We start from the raw sequence: 22,952 nt of genomic DNA, 5'->3' as shown, positions 1-22,952 counted from the left end.
TTATATTCTGGCGTCACTGAAACGGAAGCGACACCGCGTTCCGAGCCCAATCCAGTCGCCGCCCACATCGGAAATCTCATGCAACTCAAGAATCCCATCCTCGGCCTGTGCCAACAGTCCACGTTCATGCTCAGTGCCGCCAAAGTCGATCAATGCCCCGACGACGAAGGCTTTGAAGTGGCTTTCGCCGGTCGTTCCAACGCCGGCAAATCCAGCGCCCTGAACACCCTGACTCACGCCAGCCTGGCGCGCACCTCGAAAACCCCGGGTCGCACGCAGCTGTTGAACTTCTTCAAGCTAGACGATGATCGGCGTCTGGTCGACCTTCCGGGCTACGGTTATGCAAAAGTGCCGATCCCGCTCAAGCAGCACTGGCAGCGTCACCTTGAGGCTTACCTCGGTGGACGCGAGAGTTTGAAGGGTTTGATTCTGATGATGGACATCCGTCATCCAATGACCGACTTCGACCTGTTGATGCTCGACTGGGCCGTTGCGGCCGGCATGCCGATGCATATTCTGCTGACCAAGGCCGACAAACTGACTTACGGCGCGGCCAAGAACACGCTGCTCAAAGTGCAGTCGGAAATTCGCAAGGGTTGGGGTGATCTGGTCACTATCCAGCTGTTCTCGGCGCCAAAACGCATGGGCCTGGAAGAGGCCTACACTGTGTTGGCAGGCTGGATGGAATTGGCTGACAAGGGCGCTGAAGCAGCGGCTGAGTAAGTGATTGCAAAATTGTCTGTGGCGCCTTCTGGCAAGGGCGTCGCAGGCAATTTTTGGGCAAAAAAAGCCCCGGATTTCATTTGGGGAGGGAGAAATTCCGGGGTTCAAGTTCCGAACCGCTAGGGCGGGGTTCAGATATCTGCCAACACTTAACACAACATAGGAGCATCGAAGGGCTTCACCAGCCATTCAGTAACTCTGAGTGATGTTCTTCCAGATTAGTTCAGATTTTTTTCAAAAAGCTTTGGAATAATCCCAAGAGCTTTTCGGACTAAGCGCATTTTCCGGGCTCTGCCGCGACGTCATGCCGCAGCAGAGCCGGTTTCAACTGGCTCAGTGAGCCTCATCCCAGTTGTTGCCCACGCCGACTTCCACCAGCAACGGCACATCCAGTTTCGCCGCTTCGCTCATGTGCACGCGAATCTCGGCGCTGACCTGCTCGACCAGATCCTCGCGAACCTCCAGTACCAGTTCATCGTGCACCTGCAGGATGACTTTGGCGTCCAGTCCGGACGTCGCCAGCCAGTTATCCACCGCCACCATGGCCTTCTTGATGATGTCTGCCGCTGTACCCTGCATAGGCGCGTTGATTGCCGTGCGTTCGGCGGCTGCGCGTTCCTGTGGCTTGTTGGAGTTAATCTCCGGCAGGTACAGGCGGCGGCCGAAGAAGGTTTCGACATAACCTTGATCCGCCGCTTGGGCGCGGGTGCGATCCATGTACTCGCGAACACCCGGATAACGGGCGAAGTAGGTATCGATGTAAGCCTTGGCGGTCTTGGTGTCGACGCCGATGTCCTTGCCGAGTTTTTGTGCGCCCATGCCGTAGATCAGACCGAAGTTGATCGCTTTGGCGCCGCGGCGCTGGTCGGAAGTGACTTCGTTGAGCTCCACCTTGAACACTTCGGCAGCGGTTGCGGTATGCACGTCCAGATTGTTGCGGAAGGCGTTCATCAAACCTTCGTCCTTGGACAGGTGCGCCATGATCCGCAGTTCGATCTGCGAATAGTCCGCCGCCAGCAGTTTGTAGCCTTTTGGCGCGACGAACGCCTGACGTATGCGCCGGCCTTCAGCGGTACGCACCGGAATGTTCTGCAGGTTTGGATCGCTGGAGGACAAACGACCGGTCGAGGCCACAGCCTGATGGTACGACGTGTGGATGCGCCCGGTACGCGGGTTGATCTGCTCCGGCAGGCGATCGGTGTAAGTGCTTTTCAGCTTGCTCATGGAACGGTGTTCCATCAGCACTTTGGGCAAGCGGTGATCGTCCTCGGCCAGTTTCGCCAACACTTCTTCAGCGGTGGATGGCTGGCCCTTGGCGGTTTTCTTTAGCACCGGCAGGCCGAGTTTCTCGTAGAGAATCACGCCCAGTTGCTTGGGCGAGCCAAGGTTGAATTCTTCCCCCGCGATCTCGAACGCTTCGCGCTCCAGTGCGACCATTTTGTTACCCAATTCAATACTCTGGATGCCGAGCAGTTCGGCATCGACGAACGCGCCTTGGCGCTCGATGCGCGCCAACACCGGCACCAGCGGGATTTCGATGTCGGTCAGCACGCTGGCCAGGCTTGGGATCGCGCTGAGTTTTTCGAACAACGTCTGGTGCAGACGCAGGGTGATGTCGGCGTCTTCGGCGGCATACGGCCCGGCCTGCTCCAGCGCAATCTGGTCGAACGTCAGCTGTTTGGCGCCTTTGCCGGCGATGTCCTGGAAACTCACAGTGGTGTGATCCAGGTACTTCTGCGCCAGGCTGTCCATGTCGTGACGGGTGGCGGTGGAGTTGAGCACGTAGGACTCAAGCATTGTGTCGAAGGCGATGCCGCGCACGGTGATGCCTTCGTTCTGATCACCGCCGATGGCGCAGTTGGCCAGAATATTCATGTCGAACTTGGCGTGCTGGCCGACCTTGAGCTTGTTCGGGTCTTCCAGAATGGGCTTGAGCGCGCGCAGCACGGTGTCGCGATCCAGTTGCTCAGGCACGCCGATGTAAGAGTGAGTCAGCGGAATGTAGGCCGCTTCGTTGGCCTGCACAGCGAACGACAGACCGACCAGTTGCGCCTGCTGCGCGTCGATGCCGGTGGTTTCGGTGTCGAAGGCGAACAGCTTGGCGTTCTTGAGTTTTTCCAGCCAGACGTCAAAACGCGCCTGATCGAGGATGGTTTCATAGGCGGCTTGGGCCGGAGCGGCCGGGGTCTCGGCCTCCGGCGTGCTGAACAGATCGCCTGCCGGCTCAGGCGCCGCAGCGCTGCTCAATTCCAGTCGTTTGGCATCGCGATCGAGATCGTTGATCCAGCTCTTGAATTCCAGCAGCGTGTAAAGCTCGTAGAGCTTGGCCGGATCTTCGGCGCGCATCTGCAAATCGTCGAGTTCGACGTCCAGCGGCACGTCGATCTTGATGGTCGCCAGTTGATAGGAGAGGAACGCCATCTCCTTGTGCTCTTCGAGCTTGGCCGGCAGGGTTTTGGCGCCGCGAATCGGCAGGGTCGGCACGATGTCGAGATTCGCATACAACTCGGTGAGGCCGCCGTTAACGCCGACCAGCAGGCCGGAAGCCGTTTTGGGGCCGATACCCGGAACGCCCGGAATGTTGTCGGAAGAATCGCCCATCAACGCCAGATAATCGATGATCTGCTCTGGAGCGACGCCGAATTTCTCCTTCACGCCCTCCACGTCCATCGAACTACCGGACATGGTGTTGACCAAGGTAATGTGGCCATCGACCAGTTGCGCCATGTCCTTGTCGCCGGTGGAGATGACCACCGGGCGATCCGCCGCCGCGCTGCTGCGGGCCAGGGTGCCGATCACGTCGTCAGCCTCGACGCCTTCCACGCACAGCAGCGGGAAGCCGAGGGCGATCACGCTCTGGTGCAGCGGCTCGATCTGCACGCGCATGTCGTCGGGCATGCTGGGGCGATTGGCCTTGTATTCGGCGTACATCTCATCGCGAAAGGTCCCGCCCTTGGCGTCGAACACCACGGCGAACGGGCTGTCTGGGTACTGCTTGCGCAGACTCTTGAGCATGTTCAGCACACCCTTGACCGCGCCGGTCGGCAGGCCTTTGGAGGTGGTCAACGGGGGCAGGGCGTGGAAAGCGCGGTACAGGTAAGACGAACCGTCCACCAGGACGAGGGGGGCTTGGCTCATGAGCAGAATCAACCTTTTCGGCGGGCCCGGCGCTAGAATAGCGGGACCGTTGACGACAAAGGGACAAGGTTATCATGCGTACGTTAAATCGCTTGCTGCTGGTCAGTTTGATTGCTGTCTCACCGTTGGCCGCAATGGCGGCAGATGATGCGCCGTCAGCGGATCCGGAAGTTACCATTCGCACCGAAGGCGACAAAACCATTCAGGAGTACCGGCAAAACGGTTTCCTGTATGCGATCAAAGTCACCGTGAAGGGCGCGCCGCCCTACTTTCTGGTGCGTGCAGACGGGACGGATGCAAACTTCATCCGCTCGGATCAGCCGGATATGCTGATTCCGTCATGGAAGATTTTCGAATGGAAGTAGTCTCTTAAACTTAATCGGCGCCGCTGTACTGGCGGCGCCCGAACTGAGCAGTTTTTAACCATGTCTGTGTTCACTCCCCTGGCTCGGCCTGAGCTGGAAACCTTTCTCGCCCCTTACGGGCTTGGCCGTCTGCTTGATTTCCAGGGGATCGCCGCCGGCAGCGAAAACACCAATTTCTTTATCAGCCTGGAGCAGGGCGAGTTTGTCCTGACCTTGGTCGAGCGCGGCCCGGTGCAGGAGATGCCGTTCTTCATCGACCTGCTCGACGTGCTGCACGAAGCCGATTTGCCGGTGCCTTACGCACTGCGCACCACCGAAGGCGAGGCGTTGCGGGAGCTCAAGGGCAAACCGGCGCTGCTGCAACCACGCCTGGCCGGCAAGCACATCAAGGTCGCCAATGCTCAGCATTGCGCGCAGGTCGGCGAGTTGCAGGCGCATCTGCACCTGGCGACTCAGGGCGAACGAATGATCAAGCGCAAGACCGACCGTGGCCTGGACTGGATGCTGAAAGAGGGCAACGAGTTTCTCTCGCATCTGAGCGACGAGCCGCGTGCGCTGCTGCACAAGGCGCTGGATGAGATCACTGCGCAGAAAGAAAAAATTCTCGCGTTGCCACGGGCCAATATCCACGCCGACCTGTTCCGCGACAATGCGATGTTCGAAGGCACGCACCTGACCGGTCTGATCGATTTCTACAACGCCTGCTCGGGGCCGATGCTGTATGACGTGGCGATTGCCTTGAACGACTGGTGTTCGGACGATGACGGCTTGATCGATGGTCCGCGTGCCCGCGCTTTCCTCGGTGCCTATGCGGCGCTGCGGCCGTTCACGGCGGCGGAGGCTGAGTTGTGGCCGACGATGCTGCGCGTGGCGTGTGTGCGGTTCTGGCTGTCGCGGTTGATCGCGGCCGAACAGTTTGCCGGTCAGGACGTGTTGATTCACGATCCGCAAGAGTTTGAGCAGCGGTTGGCGCAGCGCCAGCAGGTCAACACGCCTCTACCGTTTGCCCTTTAAAAGCTTCGCGAGCAAGCCCGCTCCCACCTTGGATTTGTGCATGACACAGAACCAAGGTGGAGCGGGCTTGCTCGCGAATGGGCCAACACAGATGCCGGGTTTAGAGAGATTCCAGGCAGCCGGCCAGATCATTGCCCAATTTTTCCAGCACCTGCTCATACCCCTGAGCAGTCGCCGAGGTGTAACCGCCCAGCGCATCGAGTTCCGCCAGTTTTACCGGCAGACCTGCCACCAGTGTTTCCGCCAGACGCGGGCGCAGTGGCGGCTCGCTGAATACACACGTCTTGCCGATTTCCTGCAAGCGTGTGCGCATCGCCGCCACGTGTTGCGCGCCGGGTTGCACTTGCGCCGCTACGCTGAACACGCCGGTGTGCTTCAAGCCGTAAGCGTCTTCGAAGTAATCAAACGCTTCGTGAAAAACGAAGTACGGTTTGCCTTCAATGCTGGCCAGACGCTTCTTGAGCCGCTGGTCCAAAGCATCCAGTCGCTCATCGAACGCTTTGGCGTTGTGCTGATAGCGCTCGGCATTGGCCGGGTCGGCGGCGCTTAGATCCGTTGCCATTTTGTCGGCAATAACGCGTGCGTTCACCGGCGATAGCCACAAATGCGCGTCCAGCGTGCCCGGACGGTGATCGTGATCATGCTCATCGGCGTCTTCGGAGTGGGAATGGCTGTCTTCAGCGAAATGACGCAATTTCAATCCCGGCAAATCCTGCACCGCCACGCTCGGCAGCTTTCGACCGCTCAGCACGCGCGGCAGGAAACCTTCCATGTCCGGGCCGATCCAGTAGAGCAGGTCCACCGATTGCACCTTCCGTACGTCGGATGGGCGCAGGGCATAGTTATGCGGCGACGCGCCCGGCGGCAGTAGCACTTCGGGAATCGCCACGCCGTCCTGCACCGCCGCTGCAATCAACTGCAAAGGTTTGATGCTGGTGAGGACTTTGACCTCGGCCTGAGCCGAACCGATCAGCAGGAAACTGGCGACAAACGCCACAAAAACAGAAAAAATTCGGGACACGATGACCACTCAAGGAGGCGAGAACGGGTAACATAATAACGTCTCTATCAAAACTCGTCGCCGCCCATGCCCATTACTCCGATTGCCAGCCGTCCCCACGACCACTCTCATTGCGTGCACAGCGCTTTGTCCGAGGCCGATACCTTGTGCGCCCAGAAAGGCCTGCGCCTGACCGCATTGCGCCGCCGGGTACTGGAGCTGGTGTGGCAGAGCCACAAGCCGCTGGGCGCTTATGACATCCTCGCGGTACTCAGCGAGCAGGACGGCCGCCGCGCCGCGCCGCCGACCGTGTACCGCGCGCTGGATTTCCTTTTGGAAAACGGCCTGGTGCATCGCATCTCCTCGCTCAACGCCTTCGTCGGCTGCGTCCACCCGGAGCACGCGCACCAAGGCCAGTTCCTGATCTGCCGTGATTGCCACGCCGCCATCGAACTTGAGCAAAAAGTGATCAGCGACGCGATCATCAACAGCGCCAGGGACGTCGGCTTCATCGTCGAGGCACAGACCGTCGAAGTGGTCGGCCTGTGCTCCGGTTGCCAGGGGGCTTGATGAGCAACGCGCTGATCCGTCTGGAGCAGGTCGCTGTCACGTTTGCCGGGCAGACCGTGCTGGACAACATCGATTTGAGCGTCGAGCCGGGGCAGATCGTCACCCTGATCGGCCCCAACGGCGCCGGCAAGACCACGCTGGTGCGCGCCGTGCTCGGGTTGTTGAAGCCGGACAGCGGCAGCGTCTGGCGCAAGCCGAAGCTGCGCGTCGGCTATATGCCGCAAAAACTTCATGTCGACCCGACCCTGCCGCTCTCGGTGCTGCGCTTTCTGCGCCTGGTGCCGGGCGTCGATCGCCCGCGTGCGCTGGCGGCGTTGAAGGAAGTGGGCGCCGAACACGTCATCGACAGCCCGGTACAAAGCGTTTCCGGCGGTGAAATGCAGCGCGTGCTGCTGGCCCGGGCGCTGCTGCGCGAACCGGAACTGTTAGTGCTCGACGAACCGGTGCAAGGCGTCGACGTTGCCGGTCAGGCCGAGTTGTACAGCCTGATCACCCGGCTGCGCGACCGGCATGGCTGCGGTGTGCTGATGGTTTCTCACGATTTGCATCTGGTGATGAGCACCACCGATCAGGTGGTCTGCCTCAACCGTCACGTCTGCTGCTCCGGGCACCCCGAGCAAGTCAGCGGCGATCCGGCGTTCGTCGAGTTGTTCGGCAAAAACGCGCAGAGCCTGGCGATCTATCACCACCATCATGACCACGCCCACGACCTGCACGGTTCGGTGGTCAAGGGCCCGGTTTCGGGCCAACCCCACGTTCATGGAGACAACTGCAAGCATGGCTGATTTTCTGTTGTATGCCCTGCTTGCAGGTCTGGCGCTGGCGCTGGTTGCCGGGCCGTTGGGGTCTTTCGTGGTCTGGCGGCGCATGGCCTATTTCGGCGATACGTTGTCGCATGCGGCCCTGTTGGGGGTGGCCTTGGGCTTTGTGCTGGATGTCAGCCCAACGGTTGCCGTAACGGTCGGTTGCCTGCTGCTGGCGGTGCTGCTGGTGACGTTGCAACAGCGCCAGCCACTGGCGTCCGACACGCTTTTGGGAATTCTCGCACCGAGCACGCTCTCTCTCGGGCTGGTGGTACTAAGCTTCATGCATGAAGTGCGGATCGACCTGATGGCCTATCTGTTCGGCGACCTGCTGGCGATCAGCCCGACCGATCTGGCGTGGATCCTCGGCGGCAGCGCGGCGGTGCTGGTGTTGCTGGTGGCACTGTGGCGCCCATTGCTGGCGATCACCGTGCATGAAGAGTTGGCCAAAGTCGAAGGCCTGCCGGTGGCCGGTCTGCGCATGGCGCTGATGCTGTTGATTGCGGTGGTGATCGCGGTGGCGATGAAAATCGTCGGTGTGTTGCTGATTACCTCGTTGTTGATCATTCCGGCGGCTGCGGCACAGCGTCATGCCCGTTCACCGGAGCAAATGGCCGTGGGCGCAAGCCTGCTGGGCATGCTCGCGGTGTGTGGCGGCCTGGCGCTGTCGTGGTTCAAGGACACCCCGGCCGGCCCGTCAATCGTTGTGACGGCGGCCGCACTGTTTCTGCTGAGTTTTGTTCTGCCCCGTCGAGGGGTGTAGACTTGCTCGCTTTTTGCGCAAATAGAGAGTCGCAGGAATGAAGCCGTTCGCCTCCCGTTATCTGCTCCTTGTCGCATTTTCACTGCTGCTGGGCGCCTGCCAAAGCACGCCACCGGTGGCTGAAGTCCCCGATGCGCGAGCTACGGCCATCGCACAGCTGGAGCAAAGCCTGGCCAGCAGCGAATTGGCCACTGCCGAAGACCAGTTGGCCGCCATGCAGGCCGAAACCCCCAACGATCAATCCCTTGAGCATTATCAGCGGCAATTGGCCGAGGCGTATCTGCGTCGTAGCCAGATCGTGCTGCAGAAGGGTGACGTGAATGCTGCCGCTACCGCGTTGAGCCGTGCGCGTGCGTTGATGCCGAAAGCGCCAGCGCTGACCGGTGGCGTCAACGGTGCCATCACCCAAGCGCGCAAGGCCGAGCTGGAAAAGGCCGAAGCAGCGTTGTTGGCAGCCGAAGCCAAGCCGAAAGCCAAGGTGATTGATCCGACCGCCGAGAGCACTACGGTTGCGCTGAACATCACCGATAGTCGCAAACTTCGTCGGCAACTCGATGCGATCGCCGCCGATGTGGTGAATTACGAATGTGCAGTGAGCATTCAGGCGCCCCGCACCAATGATTACCCTTGGTTGGCGACGTTGCTGACCAAGCGGGTGAAGAAATTGAATCCGGATTTCGATCTGAAAATCGAGAAACAGATTTTGCGCACGGTGCCGGCGCAGATGGTTCTAAGTCCGAAAAAGCCCTAAAAGCTTCGCAAGCAAGCCCGCTCCCACCCTTGATCTTCTGTGCCCACAAATTTTGTGTTCGACGCAGATCCAGAGTGGGAGCGGGCTTGCTCGCGAAGGCGTCCCTTCAGTCAGTGAATGACTTTTAGGCCGGAATGGCTTTCGCCTTGGGCTCGCGCGCCCAAACCCGATGCTGCCCGATCGCGGCAAAGAACGGTTTGGTCAGCGCACCAACATCCTTGCCCTCAAGCAGCCCGGCATCCGCCTCCAGCTTCAGCACATCCAGCAACTGCTTGGCGTCACCCTGCAACGCAATCGCCTTCAAATGCTTGTACGCCTCCAGCAGGTAGTGCAACGCCACGCCGTCACCGCTCAACGCCTTGATCGATGCCGCGCCACCCGGTACGAACACCGCATCAAAGATCACCGAAGGCATACCTTCCATCGAGGCATCCACCGGCAGGCTTTTGCCATCAGCGGTTTTGACGGGTGCCGACGTCGGCCCGAGCAGTTTGGCGTGCGCACCTTGTGCTTCAAGCGCTTTCTTCATGGCGTCAATCGCCGCACCATCGACGCCGTTGGCCGCAAGAATCGCTACTTTTCGCGTCTTGATGTTCTCCGGCAACAGATTCGCCTGACTCAGTGCCGGGGATCGATCCGGTGACGTTTTGCGCACCTCAATCGTGCCTTTGGCTGGCGCCGGCAAACCGAGGTTCTCGGCCACTCGCTTGGCCAGTTCCAGGTCGATGTTGGCCAGAATTTCGTTCACCTGACGCGCACGGATGAATTCCCGCTCGACCTTGCCCAACTCAAAGCTGTAAGCAGAAATGATGTGTTCTTGCTCATGCTTGCTCATGCTGTGAAAGAACAACCGTGCTTGAGAGAAGTGATCGCTGAACGACTCGCTGCGCTGGCGGATCTTGTTGGCGTCAATGCGTTCCGGATAGCTCTCGAAACCACCGTCCTGCGCAGCCGGCGGGGTTTCTTTCGGCCAGCCGCCATCAATCGAGTTCGGCTCGTAGGACGCACGGCCCTTGTCGATCACCGTGCGGTGCTGAGCATCGCGCTGACCGTTGTGGAACGGCGCCACCGGGCGATTGATCGGCAGTTCGTGAAAATTCGGCCCGCCGAGTCGGCTGATTTGCGTGTCGGTGTAGGAAAACAGGCGACCTTGTAGCAATGGATCATTGGAAAAGTCGATTCCCGGGACGATGTGGCCCGGACAGAACGCAACCTGTTCAGTCTCGGCAAAGTAATTGTCCGGATTGCGGTTGAGGGTCATTTTGCCCAGCGGCGTGATCGGCACGATTTCTTCGGGGATCAACTTGGTCGGGTCGAGGATGTCGAAATCGAAGTCGTGCTCGTTTTCCTCCTCGATGATCTGTACGCCCAGTTCCCATTCCGGGTAGTCGCCCATCTCGATCGATTCCCAAAGGTCGCGACGGTGGTAGTCCGTGTCCTTGCCGGCGAGTTTCTGCGCCTCATCCCACACCAACGAGCAAGTGCCGGCGGTAGGGCGCCAGTGGAATTTGACGAAGCGCGATTTGCCTTCGGCGTTGATCAAACGGAAGGTGTGGATGCCGAAGCCCTGCATGCTGCGCAGGCTTTTCGGGATCGCCCGGTCGGACATTGCCCAAATAACCATGTGCGCCGATTCCGGGACCAGCGAGACGAAATCCCAGAAGGTGTCATGGGCCGAACCGCCGGTAGGGATTTCGTTGTGGGGCTCGGGTTTCACCGCATGGACGAAGTCGGGAAACTTGATCGCATCCTGAATGAAAAACACCGGCATGTTGTTGCCGACCAGGTCGAAGTTACCTTCATCGGTGAAGAACTTCACCGCGAAACCGCGCACGTCACGCACGGTATCACCGGAGCCGCGTGGCCCCTGCACCGTGGAAAAACGCACGAACACCGGAGTTTTCTTCCCCGGATCTTGTAGGAAGCCAGCCTTGGTCAGATCGGCATGATTTTCATAGGCCTGAAAGAAGCCATGGGCTCCGGTGCCGCGGGCGTGGACGATGCGTTCTGGAATCCGCTCGTGGTCAAAGTGCGTGATCTTTTCACGCATGATGAAATCTTCGAGCAGCGACGGCCCGCGGGCGCCGGCCGTCAGGGTGTTCTGGTTGTCGGCAATTTTTACGCCCTGATTGGTGCGCAGAGCTTGGCCGGTGGCGTCAGAACGGAATGTCTCCAGGCTTTCGAGCTTGGCGTTGGTGTTGGCGCGATCCTTGGTATCGGTTCCGGCCAGTTGGCTTTTGTCAGCGGTGGGCTTCTTACTGCTCATCAGACGTAAACTCCTCGTTTGACCCCGAGGCTTGCCGGGGGCTCTTGAGTGGTTCCCGGGCACGGCACCCAGGGTTTTCAAGTCGCTTACCTAGTGACTGACGAGGATTTTGAGCGTTCCTTTTTTATGACCTTTGATCTTGTTATTGCCAAATCGAAGGTTAATTGAGAAATAAATGCTAAGAACCTCTATACGGACAGGCTAAAATGCGCGCCCGGCTAAACGCTGATCCTTTTCTAACGCGCCCCACAAGGTTCGCTACGTGATCGAGTTTCAAAACGTCCACAAGACTTACCGCGTCGCCGGTAAGGACATTCCCGCCCTGCACCCGACCAGCCTCTCGATCGAGAACGGTCAGGTCTTTGGCCTGATCGGTCATTCCGGTGCGGGCAAAAGTACCCTGCTGCGTCTGATCAATCGCCTGGAAGAATCCAGTGGCGGCAAAATCATCGTCGACGGCGAAGAAGTCACCGCGCTGGACGCCAACGGCCTGCGTCGTTTCCGTCAGCAAGTCGGGATGATCTTCCAGCACTTCAACTTGCTCGCGTCCAAGACTGTGGCTGACAACGTTGCGCTGCCGCTGACCCTGGCCGGCGAGCTGTCGAGCAGTGAAATCGACAAGCGTGTGGCCGAGTTGCTGGCGCGGGTCGGTCTGTCCGACCACGCCAAGAAGTACCCGGCGCAATTGTCCGGCGGCCAGAAGCAGCGCGTCGGCATTGCCCGCGCCCTGGCGACCAAACCCAAGATTCTGCTCTGCGACGAAGCCACCAGCGCCCTTGACCCGCAGACCACCGCGTCGGTCCTGCAACTGCTGGCCGAGATCAATCGCGAGCTGAAACTGACCATCGTCCTGATCACTCACGAGATGGATGTGATCCGTCGCGTGTGCGACCAGGTTGGCGTGATGGATGCCGGCGTGATCGTCGAGCAAGGTCCGGTGGCTGATGTGTTCCTGCACCCGCAGCACCCGACCACCAAGCGTTTCGTTCAGGAAAGCGAGCAGGTCGACGACAACGAACAGCGCGATGACTTCGCTCATGTGCCGGGTCGTATCGTGCGTCTGACCTTCCAGGGCGAAGCGACCTACGCGCCGTTGCTCGGTACCGTCGCCCGGGAAACCGGGGTCGACTACAGCATCCTTGCCGGTCGCATCGACCGCATCAAAGACATTCCGTACGGGCAATTGACCCTCGCCGTCACCGGTGGCGACATGGAAGCGGCGTTCGCCCGTTTCACTGCCGCTGACGTTCACATGGAGGTGCTGCGTTAATGGAACTGCTCAAGACTTTCTTCGAAAACATCGACTGGTTTGAAATCTGGTTGGCGACTGGCGACACCCTGCTGATGCTCGGCGGTTCGCTGCTGTTCACCGTGTTGCTCGGTTTGCCGCTGGGCGTGTTGCTGTTCTTGTGCAGCCCGCGTCAGTTACTCGAAGCCAAAGGCGTCTACGCCATGTTGTCGCTGGCGGTGAACATTCTGCGTTCGCTGCCGTTCATTATTCTGTTGATCGTGATGATCCCGTTCACGGTGCTGATCACCGGCACGTCGCTGGGTGTGGCCGGTGCGATTCCGCCGTTGGTGGTGGGTGCAACGCCGTTCTTCGCGCGTCTGGTGGAAACCGCCCTGCGTGAAGTCGATCGCGGCATCATCGAAGCGACCCAGTCGATGGGCGCGACGACCCGGCAGATCATCGTCAACGCCTTGCTGCCAGAGGCCCGTCCGGGCATCTTCGCAGCGATTACGGTGACGGCGATTACCCTGGTGTCCTACACGGCCATGGCCGGTGTCGTGGGCGCTGGTGGTCTGGGTGACCTGGCGATCCGGTTCGGCTATCAGCGTTTCCAGACTGACGTGATGATCGTCACCGTTGTGTTGCTGCTGATCCTGGTGCAAGTGTTGCAAATGGTAGGTGACAGACTGGTCGTGCATTTCTCGCGCAAGTAACCGGTTTCGTCATTAATAAATGAGCCGGCCATTCGCTGGCAGGCGCCGCAAGCGGGTGCCTCAAATGGAGTTAGCTGAATGAAAAAACTGATCGTTGCCCTCGCCGCCGTGGCGGCTTTTTCGGCCCAGGCAGAAGAAACCCTGACCGTTGCCGCCACTCCGGTGCCGCACGCTGAAATCCTCGAGTTCGTGAAGCCGGCTCTGGCCAAAGAAGGCGTGGATCTGAAGGTCAAAGTCTTCACCGACTACGTTCAGCCGAACGTGCAGGTCGCGGAAAAGCGTCTGGACGCCAACTTCTTCCAGCACCAGCCGTACCTCGATGAGTTCAACAAAGCCAAGGGCACCCACCTGGTGGCTGTGACCGGCGTGCATCTGGAGCCGCTGGGCGCTTACTCCAGCAAGATCAAGGATCTGAAAGACCTGCCAAGCGGCGCCAATGTGGTGATCCCGAACGACGCCACCAACGGCGGCCGTGCGCTGTTGCTGCTGGCCAAGGCTGGCGTGATCAAGTTGAAGGATTCGAACAACATCCTGTCGACCGTCAAAGACATCGTCGAAAACCCGAAAGACCTGAAGATCCGTGAACTGGAAGCCGCGACCATTCCGCGCGTGCTGACTCAGGTCGACCTGGCGCTGATCAACACCAACTACGCGCTGGAAGCCAAGCTTGATCCGTCCAAGGACGCGCTGGTGATCGAAGGCAACGACTCGCCTTACGTGAACATCCTAGTGTCCCGCGAGGACAACAAGGACAGCGACGCGATGAAGAAACTCGCTGCTGCCCTGCACAGCCCGGAAGTCAAAGCCTTCATTCTCGAGAAGTACAAAGGCGCGGTATTGCCGGCGTTCTGATTCAGATTGCTGCAACGAAAAGGGGACGCCATGTGCGTCCCCTTTTTTGTGCCCGAAAACACAGTCCCTTGTGGGAGCGAGCCTGCTCGCGAAAGCGGTGTGTCAGGCAATGTAGATGTTGACTCTGCCGACCTCTTCGCGAGCAGGCTCGCTCCCACAGGGGGCAGTGGCGTGTTATTTGCGGTTAAGCATCACCGGCAACTGCGCCACCAGTTTGGCGTTGTTCAACGGTGCCCGAATAAACCCGCGCTGCGTGCCGTCCGGCCCGATTACCGCCAGATTGCCGCTGTGATCCACCGTGTAATTAGGCTTGCTGGTATCGGCCGGGATAAACGGAATGCTCACCGCGTTGGCGACTTTCTGCAGCTCTTCGATCGAGGTCGGCGTCAGGCCGATGAACTGCGGATCGAAGTAGCCCAGGTACTGCTTCAACTGCTTGGGGTTATCGCGATTCGGGTCGACGCTGACCAGGACGATCTGCAACTTATCCACAGCCTCTTTGGGCAACTCGCTCTTGATCTGGCGCAGTTGGGCGAGGGTGGTCGGGCAGATGTCCGGGCAGAAGGTGTAGCCGAAGAACAGCAGGCTCCACTTGCCTTTGAGCTCATTGATCGCGACCGGTTTGCCGTCCTGATCGGTCATCGTCACGTCCGGCAGGGTGCGGCTTTGCGGCAGCAGGATGATACCGGCGTCGATCAGCGCGGTGGGGTCGCCCTGGCCCTTGCCGCTCAGCACTTTGTTAACGGTAAGGCCCAAGATCAGCGCGATCACGGCGACGAGGATGAAGACGGTTTTCTGGGTTCGAGTCATAGGTTCAACAGTAAGTAGTGGTCTACGAGCAGGGCGATGAACAACAGGAACAAGTAATAAATAGAGTACTTGAAGGTGTTGATCGCCGCGTGCGGCCGAGTGCCACGGTACAGCACCACGGCCCATTGCAGAAACCTTGCGCCCAGACCGAGGGCGCAGATCAGGTACAACACGCCGCTCATGTGGATCACATACGGCAGCAGACTGACCGCCAGCAGAACGAAGGTGTACAGCAGAATGTGCACTTTGGTGTAGTGCTCGCCGTGGGTGACTGGCAGCATCGGAATATCGGCCTTGGCGTATTCCTCTTTGCGGTGGATCGCCAGTGCCCAGAAGTGCGGCGGGGTCCAGGCGAAGATGATCAGCACCAGCAGTAACGGTTCGGCGCTGACATGGCCGGTGGCAGCGGTCCAGCCGAGCAGCGGTGGCGCGGCGCCGGCGAGGCCGCCGATGACGATGTTTTGCGGCGTCGCGCGTTTGAGAAAACCGGTGTAGATCACCGCGTAACCGAGCAACGAGGCCAGCGTCAGCCACGCCGTCAGCGCATTGGTAAAAGTCAGCAGCATCGCCTGACCGAGCAGCGCCAGTACCAGCGCAAAGGTCAATGCGGCGGCAGGCGAAACCCGGCCTTCGGCCAGCGGCCGTTTGTGTGTGCGCGCCATCACTGCATCGATACGCCGATCCACCACATGATTAACCGCCGCCGCGCCACCGGCACACAGCGCAATACCCAGATTGCCAAACACCAGCACCGTCCACGGCACCCCGGCGCGGGTGGCGAGGAACATGCCGACCAGCGAGGTGATCAGCATCAACACCACGACTTTTGGTTTGGTCAGTTCCAGATAATCACGCCAGATCGCCTGAGTGGGACGTTCGCCAATCAGAATCGCCATGGCGTTTCTCCTTTTAGGGTGATGGGCGCAGCGCAGTGTTTACGTGGGCTCAGGCGCCAGCGCGCCAGCACCGGTTGTCTGACCCGGACCAGACTGGTGCGCGCGTGATAATTGACCAGCACCAAGGTCAGCAACAGCGCTGCGCCGCCGGCGTTGTGCGCCACGGCCACCGGCAGTGGCAGATGGAACATCACGTTGCTGATGCCAAGCGTGATTTGTGCGCCGAGGGCGATCAGCACCAGCCCGGCCAGCCGCGTCATGCCGACCACTTTCAGTTGCCAGGCCAGGCCGAGCAGCACCAGCGTCACCAGCAGCGCGCCGATGCGATGAGTCAGGTGAATCGCCGTGCGCGCATCGCTGTCGAGTTGTCCGCCCAGGTAATTGGGGCCGATGTGTTGGGTCAGGTGAAAGCCGTTGGCGAAATCGGCGGGCGGTAGCCATTGGCCGTGGCAGGTCGGGAAGTCGATGCAAGCCACCGCGGCATAGTTGGAGCTGACCCAGCCACCGAGCGCGATCTGGCCGATCACCAGCAACAGGCCAGCGGTCGCCCAGTACTGCAAGCGTTTGGGCACGGTCAGCGCCGGTAGCACGCCGGACAATCTCAAGGTCAGCAAAAACAACAGGCTCAACGTCGCAAAACCGCCGAGCAAATGCCCGGTGACCACTTGCGGCCAGAGCTTGAGCGTCACCGTCCACATGCCGAACGCGGCTTGGGCGAACACCACTGCCAACAGAAACAGCGGTAATTTCAACGGTTGTCCCGGGTGCCGACGATTGACCCAGGCGCGTGCGGCCAAGATCGAGATGAGCAGGCCAAGGGTGCCGGCGAAATAGCGGTGGATCATCTCGTTCCAGCCCTTGTGCGCCTCAACCGGCGAGTCGGGGTAGTGCAATTGGGCATGGGCCAGTTGGGTTTCGCTTTTCGGCACGCTGATAAATCCGTAGCAGCCTGGCCAGTCCGGGCAGCCGAGGCCCGCGTGGGTCAGGCGCGTGTAGGCGCCGAGCAGCACGACAATCAGTGCCAGCAGGGTGGCAAACAGCGCGAGGCGAAATCCAGGTTTGGCCATGACGATGCCCTTATCCGATGTTCGACAGTTTCAGCAGGTGGCGCAGATCGTTGAGCAGATCCTTGCCCTTCACGCTTGGGTCGTAACGCAGCACGAGGTTGCCGTGGGGGTCGATGATCCACAGTTGCGGCGTGGCCTTGTCGCCCGTCGTCTTGCTGAACACGGCGGCGTCCAGCGGATAGCGCTGCAATTGCGGGTATTCGCGGGTCAGTTTGGCTTGGTAGTCGGTGCTCAGCGGTTGCGCGGCGGCGAGGGCGTGGCTGGCGCGGCCGGCATCGCGGCCCAGGCCGATCTGGATTTGCCGCGCCAGATACACCAGTTGCTGGCAATCCACCGCGCAATCTTTCGGTGCGGTCACTAGCATCTGCCAGCGCTCTTCATCCGCCTGCACGCCAAGGTCGGCGCGGGTCTGGCCGTTGCCGATCAGTTCGCCGTGATAGCTGCGACCTTCCGGGACCCAGAACTGCAATTTGTACATGCCGGTGGCGAGGATCATCGGGCCGACCACGCCGAGCACAATCAGCAGCAGTTGAAGGCGTCCGCGACGACGGCTGGCGGCAGGTTTCGCCTCAGACATGTTGGGTGGATTCATGGCCGTTCCCATGGTGTTTCTCCTTTGCGTTGTGCCAGCCGAGGTAGACGTAGAGGCCGAGCAGGGCGGTGGCCATGGCGAACCACTGCACGGCGTAACCGAGGTGTTTTTCCGGGCCCATGGCAACCACCGGCCAATCGGCCTGATAGCTGGCCGGGCCGGGCTCGGCGCGTAATTCATAAGCGAAGCCGTCGCGTTCGAGGGTTTTCCACAGCTTGGCCGGCTCGACGGCGGTGATGGTTTGTGGCCAGGTATTGCTGACCGGGTCGGCGTGCAGCTGGAAGGTTGCGCCGGGGGCGATGTAGACCCAGGCGTCGATATTCAGCGCCTCGGAAGGCGTGTTGAATTGCGGCGCTACGCGCCGATCCGGCCAAGGCAGCCAGCCGCGATTGACCAGCAGCCACAGACCCGTGCGCTGATCCTGAAACGGTTGCAGCAACTCCACGCCGACCTTGCCGTTGCGCTGGCTGTTGTCGAGCAGCAGGCTGTGCGCGGTATCGAACTGGCCGTAAAGGTGTACGCGGCGAAAGGCCGGATCGGCGCTGTGCAGCAACTCGCTGCTGGCCATCGGCTCGGCGGCACGACGTTCGGCATAACTGGCGAGCAGGGCGGTTTTCTCTGCGCCACGGCCCAGTTGCCAGAAGCCCAGCGACACCAGCAACGGCAGCAACAACGCCACCACCACGGTCGGTACGACGCCCGGGTGGAAGCGCTTCATGGCCGTGCCACAAAGTCAGTCGTCGTGATCGCTATACTCAAACACATCGCCTGTCCCCCGGAGTCTTCCCATGCTCAAAACAGCCATCGTCCTGATGCTGATTGCCACGGTGATCAGCCTGTTCAGCGGCCTGTTTTTCCTGGTCAAGGACGACAGCAGTTCCAATCGCCTGGTCATCGCCTTGAGTGTTCGGGTGGCCTTGGCCGCTGCCACTGTCGGCTTGATTGCCTGGGGCTTTTACAGCGGCCAACTGGTGTCGCATGCGCCTTGGTAGCGGGCGCTTAAAGCACGTAGACGAAAACGAACAAGCCGATCCACACCACGTCGACGAAGTGCCAATACCAGCTCGCCGCCTCGAAACCGAACTGATGTTCGTTGTCGAAGTGGCCCTTCATGATCCGCATCAGCATCACGAACAGCATGATCGTGCCGATGGTCACGTGGGCGCCGTGGAAACCGGTGAGCATGAAGAACGTCGCACCGTAGATGCCCGAACCCAGCGTCAGGCCCAGTTCGTGGTAGGCGTGCATGTATTCCTCAGCCTGGAAGCCGAGGAACGCGCAGCCCAGCAGCACGGTGATCGCCAGCCAGATTTTCAGTGCACCGCGATGGCCCTTCTTCAAGGCATGGTGGGCGATGGTGATGGTCACGCTGGAGCTGACCAGCAGAATCGTGTTGATCAGCGGCAGGCCCCACGGGCTGATGACTTCCTTGGGTGGCGGGAACAGTTTCGGATCCGGGGTGTGCAGCAGTGGCCAGGTGAACTGGAAGTTCGGCCACAGCATATGGGCAATGCCTTTGGGGCCTTCACCGCCGAGCGCCGGGCCGGAGATGTGCCGCACGTAAAACAGCGCACCGAAGAAGGCGGCGAAGAACATCACCTCGGAGAAGATGAACCAACTCATGCCCCAACGGAACGAACGATCCAGCTGCGCGCTATAAAGCCCCGCGCGGCTTTCCTTGATCACCGCGCCGAACCAGCCGAACAGCATGTAGGCCAGTAACAGTCCGCCGACGAAAAAGATGTACGGCCCGTGGGATTCAGGGCGTGCCGCCTTCAGATCGTTGAACCAGGTGGCCAAGCCATACACCGTGATCGCCATGCCGAATGTGGCGATGATCGGCCATTTGCTCTGGGCCGGAACGTAATAGTGCTCATGAGTTGCCATTTATTGTTCTCCTTATCGGGCACGCTCAACCGCCAGTGTGTACAGCCACCGGAGGATGTCGGGCGGTGATATCGAACAGCGTGTAGGACAGCGTCAGGTGCTTCACATCCTTGGGCATGTCGCGGTCAACAATGAAACGCACTGGCATTTCGATCTGCTCACCGGGCTGCAGCACCTGCTGGGTAAAACAAAAGCACTCGGTCTTGTGGAAATACGCCGCCGCGTTGCTCGGCGCGATGCTCGGCACGGCTTGCGCACTCATCGGTTTGTCGGTGGGGTTGCGGGCGATGAAGATCATCTCGTTCACCGCCCCGGGGTTGGCCGTCAGCTCGTCGTGCTTGGGGTAGAAGTCCCACGGCATGTCGACGTTATTGGTCGACAAAAACTGCACGCGCACCTGCCGCGAAGTGTCGACGACCTGCTCGCCCTCATACTGCCCGGCGGTCTTGCCATTGATACCGAAGGCTTTGCACATCACGTCGTAGATCGGCACCAGGGCGAAACCGAAAACAAACATCGCCACCACCACGCCGAGTAGACGGGTGACCAGTTTCTTCAACGAAATCGAGTCAGCCATGGTTCCAACCCTCAACCAAGAACCCCTGTGGGAGCGGGCTTGCTCGCGAATGCGTCGGGTCAGTCAACTTACCTGTTGAATGATAATTGGCATTCGGGAGCAAGCCCCCTCCCACAAAGACAAGGCGTTTCATTTCACTTCCGGCGGCGTAGTGAAGGTGTGATACGGCGCCGGTGACGGCACGCTCCATTCCAGACCTTCGGCGCCATCCCACGGCTTGGCCGGTGCCGGCGCGCCGCCTCGAATGGTCTTGATCACGATGAACAGGAAGAAAATCTGCGTGGCGCCGAACATGAACGCGCCGATCGACGAGACCATGTTGAAGTCGGCGAACTGCAGGTTGTAGTCCGGAATCCGCCGCGGCATTCCCGCAAGGCCGACAAAGTGCATCGGGAAGAAGGTCAGGTTCATGCCGACGAACGACAGCCAGAAGTGCAGCTTGCCGAGGGTTTCGTCGTACATGTGGCCGGTCCATTTCGGCAGCCAGTAGTACGTGGAGGCGAAGATCCCGAAAATCGCCCCCGGCACCAGCACGTAGTGGAAATGCGCGACCACGAAGTAGGTGTCCTGATACTGGAAGTCCGCCGGGGCGATGGCCAGCATCAGCCCGGAGAACCCGCCGATCGAGAACAGGATCACGAACGCCACGGCAAACAACATCGGCGTCTCGAAGGTCAGCGAGCCTTGCCACATGGTGCTTGCCCAGTTGAACACCTTGACCCCGGTAGGCACGGCGATCAGTAGCGTGGCGTACATGAAGAACAGCTCGCCCACCAGCGGAATGCCGACCACAAACATGTGGTGCGCCCAGACAATGAACGACAGGAACGCAATGCTCGCCGTGGCATAGACCATCGAGGTGTAGCCGAACAGCGGTTTGCGCGAAAACGTCGGGATGATCGAGCTGACGGCACCGAAGGCCGGCAGGATCATGATGTACACCTCGGGGTGGCCGAAGAACCAGAACACATGCTGGAACAAGACCGGGTCACCGCCACCGGCAGCACTGAAGAAACTGGTGCCGAAATGGATGTCCATCAGCATCATCGTCACGCACCCGGCCAGCACCGGCATCACCGCGATCAGCAGGAATGCTGTGATCAGCCAGGTCCAGACGAACAGCGGCATTTTCATCAACGTCATGCCGGGAGCGCGCAGGTTGAGGATGGTCGCGACTACGTTGATCGCGCCCATGATCGAGCTGATCCCCATCAAGTGGATGGCGAAGATGAAGAACGTCACGCTTTCCGGTGCGTAAGTCGTCGACAGCGGTGCGTAAAACGTCCAGCCGAAGTTCGGCCCGCCACCGGGGGTGAACAGGGTCGAGACCAGCAGCAGGAACGCCGCCGGGAGCAGCCAGAAGCTGAAGTTATTCATGCGCGGCAGGGCCATGTCCGGCGCGCCGATCATCAACGGGATCATCCAGTTGGCAAGGCCGACGAACGCCGGCATCACCGCACCGAAGACCATCACCAGACCGTGCATGGTGGTCATCTGGTTGAAGAACGCCGGTTCGACGATCTGCAAACCGGGCTGGAACAGCTCGGCGCGGATCACCATGGCGAACGAGCCGCCCAGCAGGAACATGCAGAACGCAAACCACAGATACAGCGTGCCGATGTCCTTGTGGTTGGTGGTCAGCACCCAGCGCATCAGGCCTTTGGCGGGGCCGTGGGTGTGGTCGGCATGACCGTGGTCATCGATGACAGCGCTCATGGCCGGTCTCCTTTACGTGAGTGGACGGGGCTGGCCGGGGCACGCTGCCCCGGCCGGTTCACGAAGTACGCGATAGACCGGCTCATTTGCTTTGCGCCTGTTTCAGCTCCAGCACTTCTTTTGGCGTGACCATGTCGCCCTTGTTGTTGCCCCAGGCGTTACGTTCGTAAGTCACGACCGCTGCGATATCGACTTCCGACAGTTGCTTGCCGAACGCCGCCATCGCGGTGCCGGGTTTGCCGTGGAAGACAATGCTCAGGTGACCTTCTTTCGGCCCCGTGGCGATTTTCGAGCCCTTGAGTGCCGGGAACATTGGCGGCAGGCCTTGGCCTTCAGCCTGGTGACAGGCCACGCAAGTGGTGTGATAGACCTTGTCGCCGCGCTCCTTGAGCTCGTCGAGGGTCCATTCTTTGCTGGTCAGCTCTTTGAGCTGCGCGGCCTCGGCCTTACGCTCGGCGAGCCACTTGTCGTAGTCGGCCTTTTCCTTGACCTCGACCACGATCGGCATGAAGCCGTGATCCTTGCCGCACAATTCGGCGCACTGGCCACGGTAAATGCCGGGCTTGTCGATGCGCGTCCAGGCTTCGTTGACGAACCCCGGGATTGCATCGCGCTTGACTGCGAAGGCCGGCACCCACCACGAGTGGATGACGTCGGCTGAGGTTACGAGGAAGCGCACCTTGGCCCCGGTTGGCAGCACCAACGGCTTGTCGACCTCAAGCAAGTAGTGCTCGCCCTTGGCTTCCTTGTTGTGGATCTGCTCGGCGGGGGTGGCCAGGTTGCTGAAGAACTCAACGTCCTGGCCCAGGTATTTGTAGTGCCACTTCCACTGATACCCGGTGATCTGGATATCGATATCCGGCTCACTGGTGTCGTACATCTTGATCAGGGTGGCGGTCGCCGGAACGGCCATCGCCACCAGAATCAGGAACGGCACGATGGTCCAGAGGATCTCGACGGTGGTGCTTTCGTGGAATTTTGCGGCGACCTGCCCGGTAGAACGGCGGTGCACCATCATCGACCAGAACATGGCGCCGAAGACGATGACCCCGATCACCACACAGATCCAGAAAATGGTCATGTGCAGGTCGAATACTGCGTGACTGATCTCAGTCGCTCCAGGCGCCATATTCACAGTCCAGGCCGCATTAGCCTGGCTGAAAATCGACCACAACAGGAGGCCCATCCAGACGTGTGGATGTCGCATCATTGCGGGTT

General features: G+C 60.1%; 23 protein-coding genes. 11 read left to right on the top strand and 12 right to left on the bottom strand.

The window, feature by feature from the left end:
• Positions 1-78 precede the first annotated feature (78 nt).
• Positions 79-723 (top strand): ribosome biogenesis GTP-binding protein YihA/YsxC, encoded by a 645-nt coding sequence (gene yihA / locus ACIOU6_RS18670; protein WP_123455004.1) that lies wholly within the window; start codon positions 79-81, stop codon positions 721-723.
• Between the two features lie 333 nt (positions 724-1,056).
• Here the strand turns inward: yihA and polA are convergent, their stop codons facing one another.
• Positions 1,057-3,861: a DNA polymerase I gene (gene polA / locus ACIOU6_RS18665; protein ID WP_401138580.1), complete on the bottom strand. Its 2,805-nt coding sequence runs from the start codon at positions 3,859-3,861 to the stop codon at positions 1,057-1,059.
• A gap of 74 nt (positions 3,862-3,935) precedes the next feature.
• Here polA and ACIOU6_RS18660 point away from each other — a divergent pair, with 74 nt between their 5' ends.
• Positions 3,936-4,226, top strand: coding sequence for a DUF2782 domain-containing protein (locus ACIOU6_RS18660; RefSeq protein ID WP_221732270.1), 291 nt, complete (start codon positions 3,936-3,938; stop codon positions 4,224-4,226).
• Between the two features lie 60 nt (positions 4,227-4,286).
• Positions 4,287-5,240 carry a homoserine kinase gene (locus ACIOU6_RS18655; RefSeq protein WP_221732271.1) on the top strand — a complete coding sequence of 318 codons (954 nt, stop codon included), beginning with the start codon at positions 4,287-4,289 and terminating at the stop codon, positions 5,238-5,240.
• 100 nt (positions 5,241-5,340) lie between these two features.
• Here ACIOU6_RS18655 and znuA read toward each other — a convergent pair whose 3' ends face one another.
• The gene (znuA, locus tag ACIOU6_RS18650; RefSeq protein WP_401138579.1) at positions 5,341-6,261 is read right to left on the bottom strand and encodes a zinc ABC transporter substrate-binding protein ZnuA; all 921 of its coding nucleotides are present in this window, start codon (positions 6,259-6,261) and stop codon (positions 5,341-5,343) included.
• A 66-nt stretch (positions 6,262-6,327) separates the two neighbouring features.
• Here znuA and ACIOU6_RS18645 point away from each other — a divergent pair, with 66 nt between their 5' ends.
• The 4 genes from ACIOU6_RS18645 to ACIOU6_RS18630 are packed head-to-tail and all read left to right on the top strand — an operon-like array spanning position 6,328 to position 9,127.
• The gene (locus tag ACIOU6_RS18645; protein WP_166222181.1) at positions 6,328-6,810 is read left to right on the top strand and encodes a Fur family transcriptional regulator; all 483 of its coding nucleotides are present in this window, start codon (positions 6,328-6,330) and stop codon (positions 6,808-6,810) included.
• The gene (znuC, locus tag ACIOU6_RS18640) at positions 6,810-7,595 is read left to right on the top strand and encodes a zinc ABC transporter ATP-binding protein ZnuC (RefSeq protein ID WP_339432373.1); all 786 of its coding nucleotides are present in this window, start codon (positions 6,810-6,812) and stop codon (positions 7,593-7,595) included. The genes ACIOU6_RS18645 and znuC overlap by 1 nt, the downstream gene beginning before the upstream one ends.
• Positions 7,588-8,376 (top strand): zinc ABC transporter permease subunit ZnuB, encoded by a 789-nt coding sequence (znuB, locus tag ACIOU6_RS18635; protein WP_221732274.1) that lies wholly within the window; start codon positions 7,588-7,590, stop codon positions 8,374-8,376. The genes znuC and znuB overlap by 8 nt, the downstream gene beginning before the upstream one ends.
• Before the next feature lie 37 nt (positions 8,377-8,413).
• Positions 8,414-9,127, top strand: coding sequence for a PA5502 family lipoprotein (locus ACIOU6_RS18630; protein ID WP_221732275.1), 714 nt, complete (start codon positions 8,414-8,416; stop codon positions 9,125-9,127).
• 124 nt (positions 9,128-9,251) lie between these two features.
• Here the strand turns inward: ACIOU6_RS18630 and katE are convergent, their stop codons facing one another.
• Positions 9,252-11,393: a catalase HPII gene (gene katE, locus ACIOU6_RS18625; protein WP_221732276.1), complete on the bottom strand. Its 2,142-nt coding sequence runs from the start codon at positions 11,391-11,393 to the stop codon at positions 9,252-9,254.
• A 262-nt stretch (positions 11,394-11,655) separates the two neighbouring features.
• Here katE and ACIOU6_RS18620 point away from each other — a divergent pair, with 262 nt between their 5' ends.
• From ACIOU6_RS18620 to ACIOU6_RS18610, 3 genes are all read left to right on the top strand, one after another.
• A complete protein-coding gene (locus ACIOU6_RS18620) occupies positions 11,656-12,663 on the top strand; it encodes a methionine ABC transporter ATP-binding protein (protein ID WP_221732277.1) in 1,008 nt (335 codons plus the stop codon).
• Positions 12,663-13,337 (top strand): methionine ABC transporter permease, encoded by a 675-nt coding sequence (locus ACIOU6_RS18615; RefSeq protein ID WP_221732278.1) that lies wholly within the window; start codon positions 12,663-12,665, stop codon positions 13,335-13,337. Before ACIOU6_RS18620 ends, ACIOU6_RS18615 begins: the two co-directional genes overlap by 1 nt.
• 78 nt (positions 13,338-13,415) lie before the next feature.
• Positions 13,416-14,189: a MetQ/NlpA family ABC transporter substrate-binding protein gene (locus ACIOU6_RS18610; protein WP_221732279.1), complete on the top strand. Its 774-nt coding sequence runs from the start codon at positions 13,416-13,418 to the stop codon at positions 14,187-14,189.
• A gap of 174 nt (positions 14,190-14,363) precedes the next feature.
• Here the strand turns inward: ACIOU6_RS18610 and ACIOU6_RS18605 are convergent, their stop codons facing one another.
• The 5 genes from ACIOU6_RS18605 to ACIOU6_RS18585 are packed head-to-tail and all read right to left on the bottom strand — an operon-like array spanning position 14,364 to position 18,272.
• Positions 14,364-14,999 carry an SCO family protein gene (locus tag ACIOU6_RS18605; RefSeq protein ID WP_221732280.1) on the bottom strand — a complete coding sequence of 212 codons (636 nt, stop codon included), beginning with the start codon at positions 14,997-14,999 and terminating at the stop codon, positions 14,364-14,366.
• Positions 14,996-15,895, bottom strand: a complete 900-nt coding sequence (gene cyoE, locus ACIOU6_RS18600) for a heme o synthase (RefSeq protein WP_221732281.1) — start codon at positions 15,893-15,895, stop codon at positions 14,996-14,998. The genes ACIOU6_RS18605 and cyoE overlap by 4 nt, the downstream gene beginning before the upstream one ends.
• Complete coding sequence (locus tag ACIOU6_RS18595; protein ID WP_401138578.1) at positions 15,883-16,962, bottom strand: heme A synthase; 1,080 nt, start codon at positions 16,960-16,962, stop codon at positions 15,883-15,885. Before ACIOU6_RS18595 ends, cyoE begins: the two co-directional genes overlap by 13 nt.
• Before the next feature lie 10 nt (positions 16,963-16,972).
• A complete protein-coding gene (locus ACIOU6_RS18590) occupies positions 16,973-17,566 on the bottom strand; it encodes a hypothetical protein (protein WP_401138577.1) in 594 nt (197 codons plus the stop codon).
• Positions 17,532-18,272 (bottom strand): SURF1 family protein, encoded by a 741-nt coding sequence (locus ACIOU6_RS18585; protein ID WP_401138576.1) that lies wholly within the window; start codon positions 18,270-18,272, stop codon positions 17,532-17,534. The genes ACIOU6_RS18590 and ACIOU6_RS18585 overlap by 35 nt, the downstream gene beginning before the upstream one ends.
• A gap of 70 nt (positions 18,273-18,342) precedes the next feature.
• On the opposite strand from ACIOU6_RS18585, the gene ACIOU6_RS18580 reads away from it, so the two are divergent.
• Entirely contained in the window at positions 18,343-18,546 is a 204-nt protein-coding gene (locus ACIOU6_RS18580; RefSeq protein ID WP_007911731.1) for a twin transmembrane helix small protein, read from the top strand.
• A gap of 7 nt (positions 18,547-18,553) precedes the next feature.
• Here the strand turns inward: ACIOU6_RS18580 and ACIOU6_RS18575 are convergent, their stop codons facing one another.
• From ACIOU6_RS18575 to coxB, 4 genes are all read right to left on the bottom strand, one after another.
• Positions 18,554-19,441: a cytochrome c oxidase subunit 3 gene (locus ACIOU6_RS18575; protein ID WP_401138575.1), complete on the bottom strand. Its 888-nt coding sequence runs from the start codon at positions 19,439-19,441 to the stop codon at positions 18,554-18,556.
• 25 nt (positions 19,442-19,466) lie between these two features.
• Positions 19,467-20,018, bottom strand: coding sequence for a cytochrome c oxidase assembly protein (locus ACIOU6_RS18570; RefSeq protein WP_221732286.1), 552 nt, complete (start codon positions 20,016-20,018; stop codon positions 19,467-19,469).
• Between the two features lie 129 nt (positions 20,019-20,147).
• Positions 20,148-21,734 carry a cytochrome c oxidase subunit I gene (ctaD, locus tag ACIOU6_RS18565; RefSeq protein ID WP_221732287.1) on the bottom strand — a complete coding sequence of 529 codons (1,587 nt, stop codon included), beginning with the start codon at positions 21,732-21,734 and terminating at the stop codon, positions 20,148-20,150.
• An 82-nt stretch (positions 21,735-21,816) separates the two neighbouring features.
• The gene (gene coxB, locus ACIOU6_RS18560) at positions 21,817-22,944 is read right to left on the bottom strand and encodes a cytochrome c oxidase subunit II (protein ID WP_221732288.1); all 1,128 of its coding nucleotides are present in this window, start codon (positions 22,942-22,944) and stop codon (positions 21,817-21,819) included.
• Between the last annotated feature and the right edge of the window lie 8 nt (positions 22,945-22,952).

It is taken from the genome of Pseudomonas sp. NPDC087615 (assembly GCF_044743445.1).
Lineage (GTDB): Bacteria > Pseudomonadota > Gammaproteobacteria > Pseudomonadales > Pseudomonadaceae > Aquipseudomonas > Aquipseudomonas baetica_A.
The sequence above is the reverse complement of the archived record's forward strand: the minus strand, read 5'-3'. Positions and strand labels throughout refer to the sequence as shown.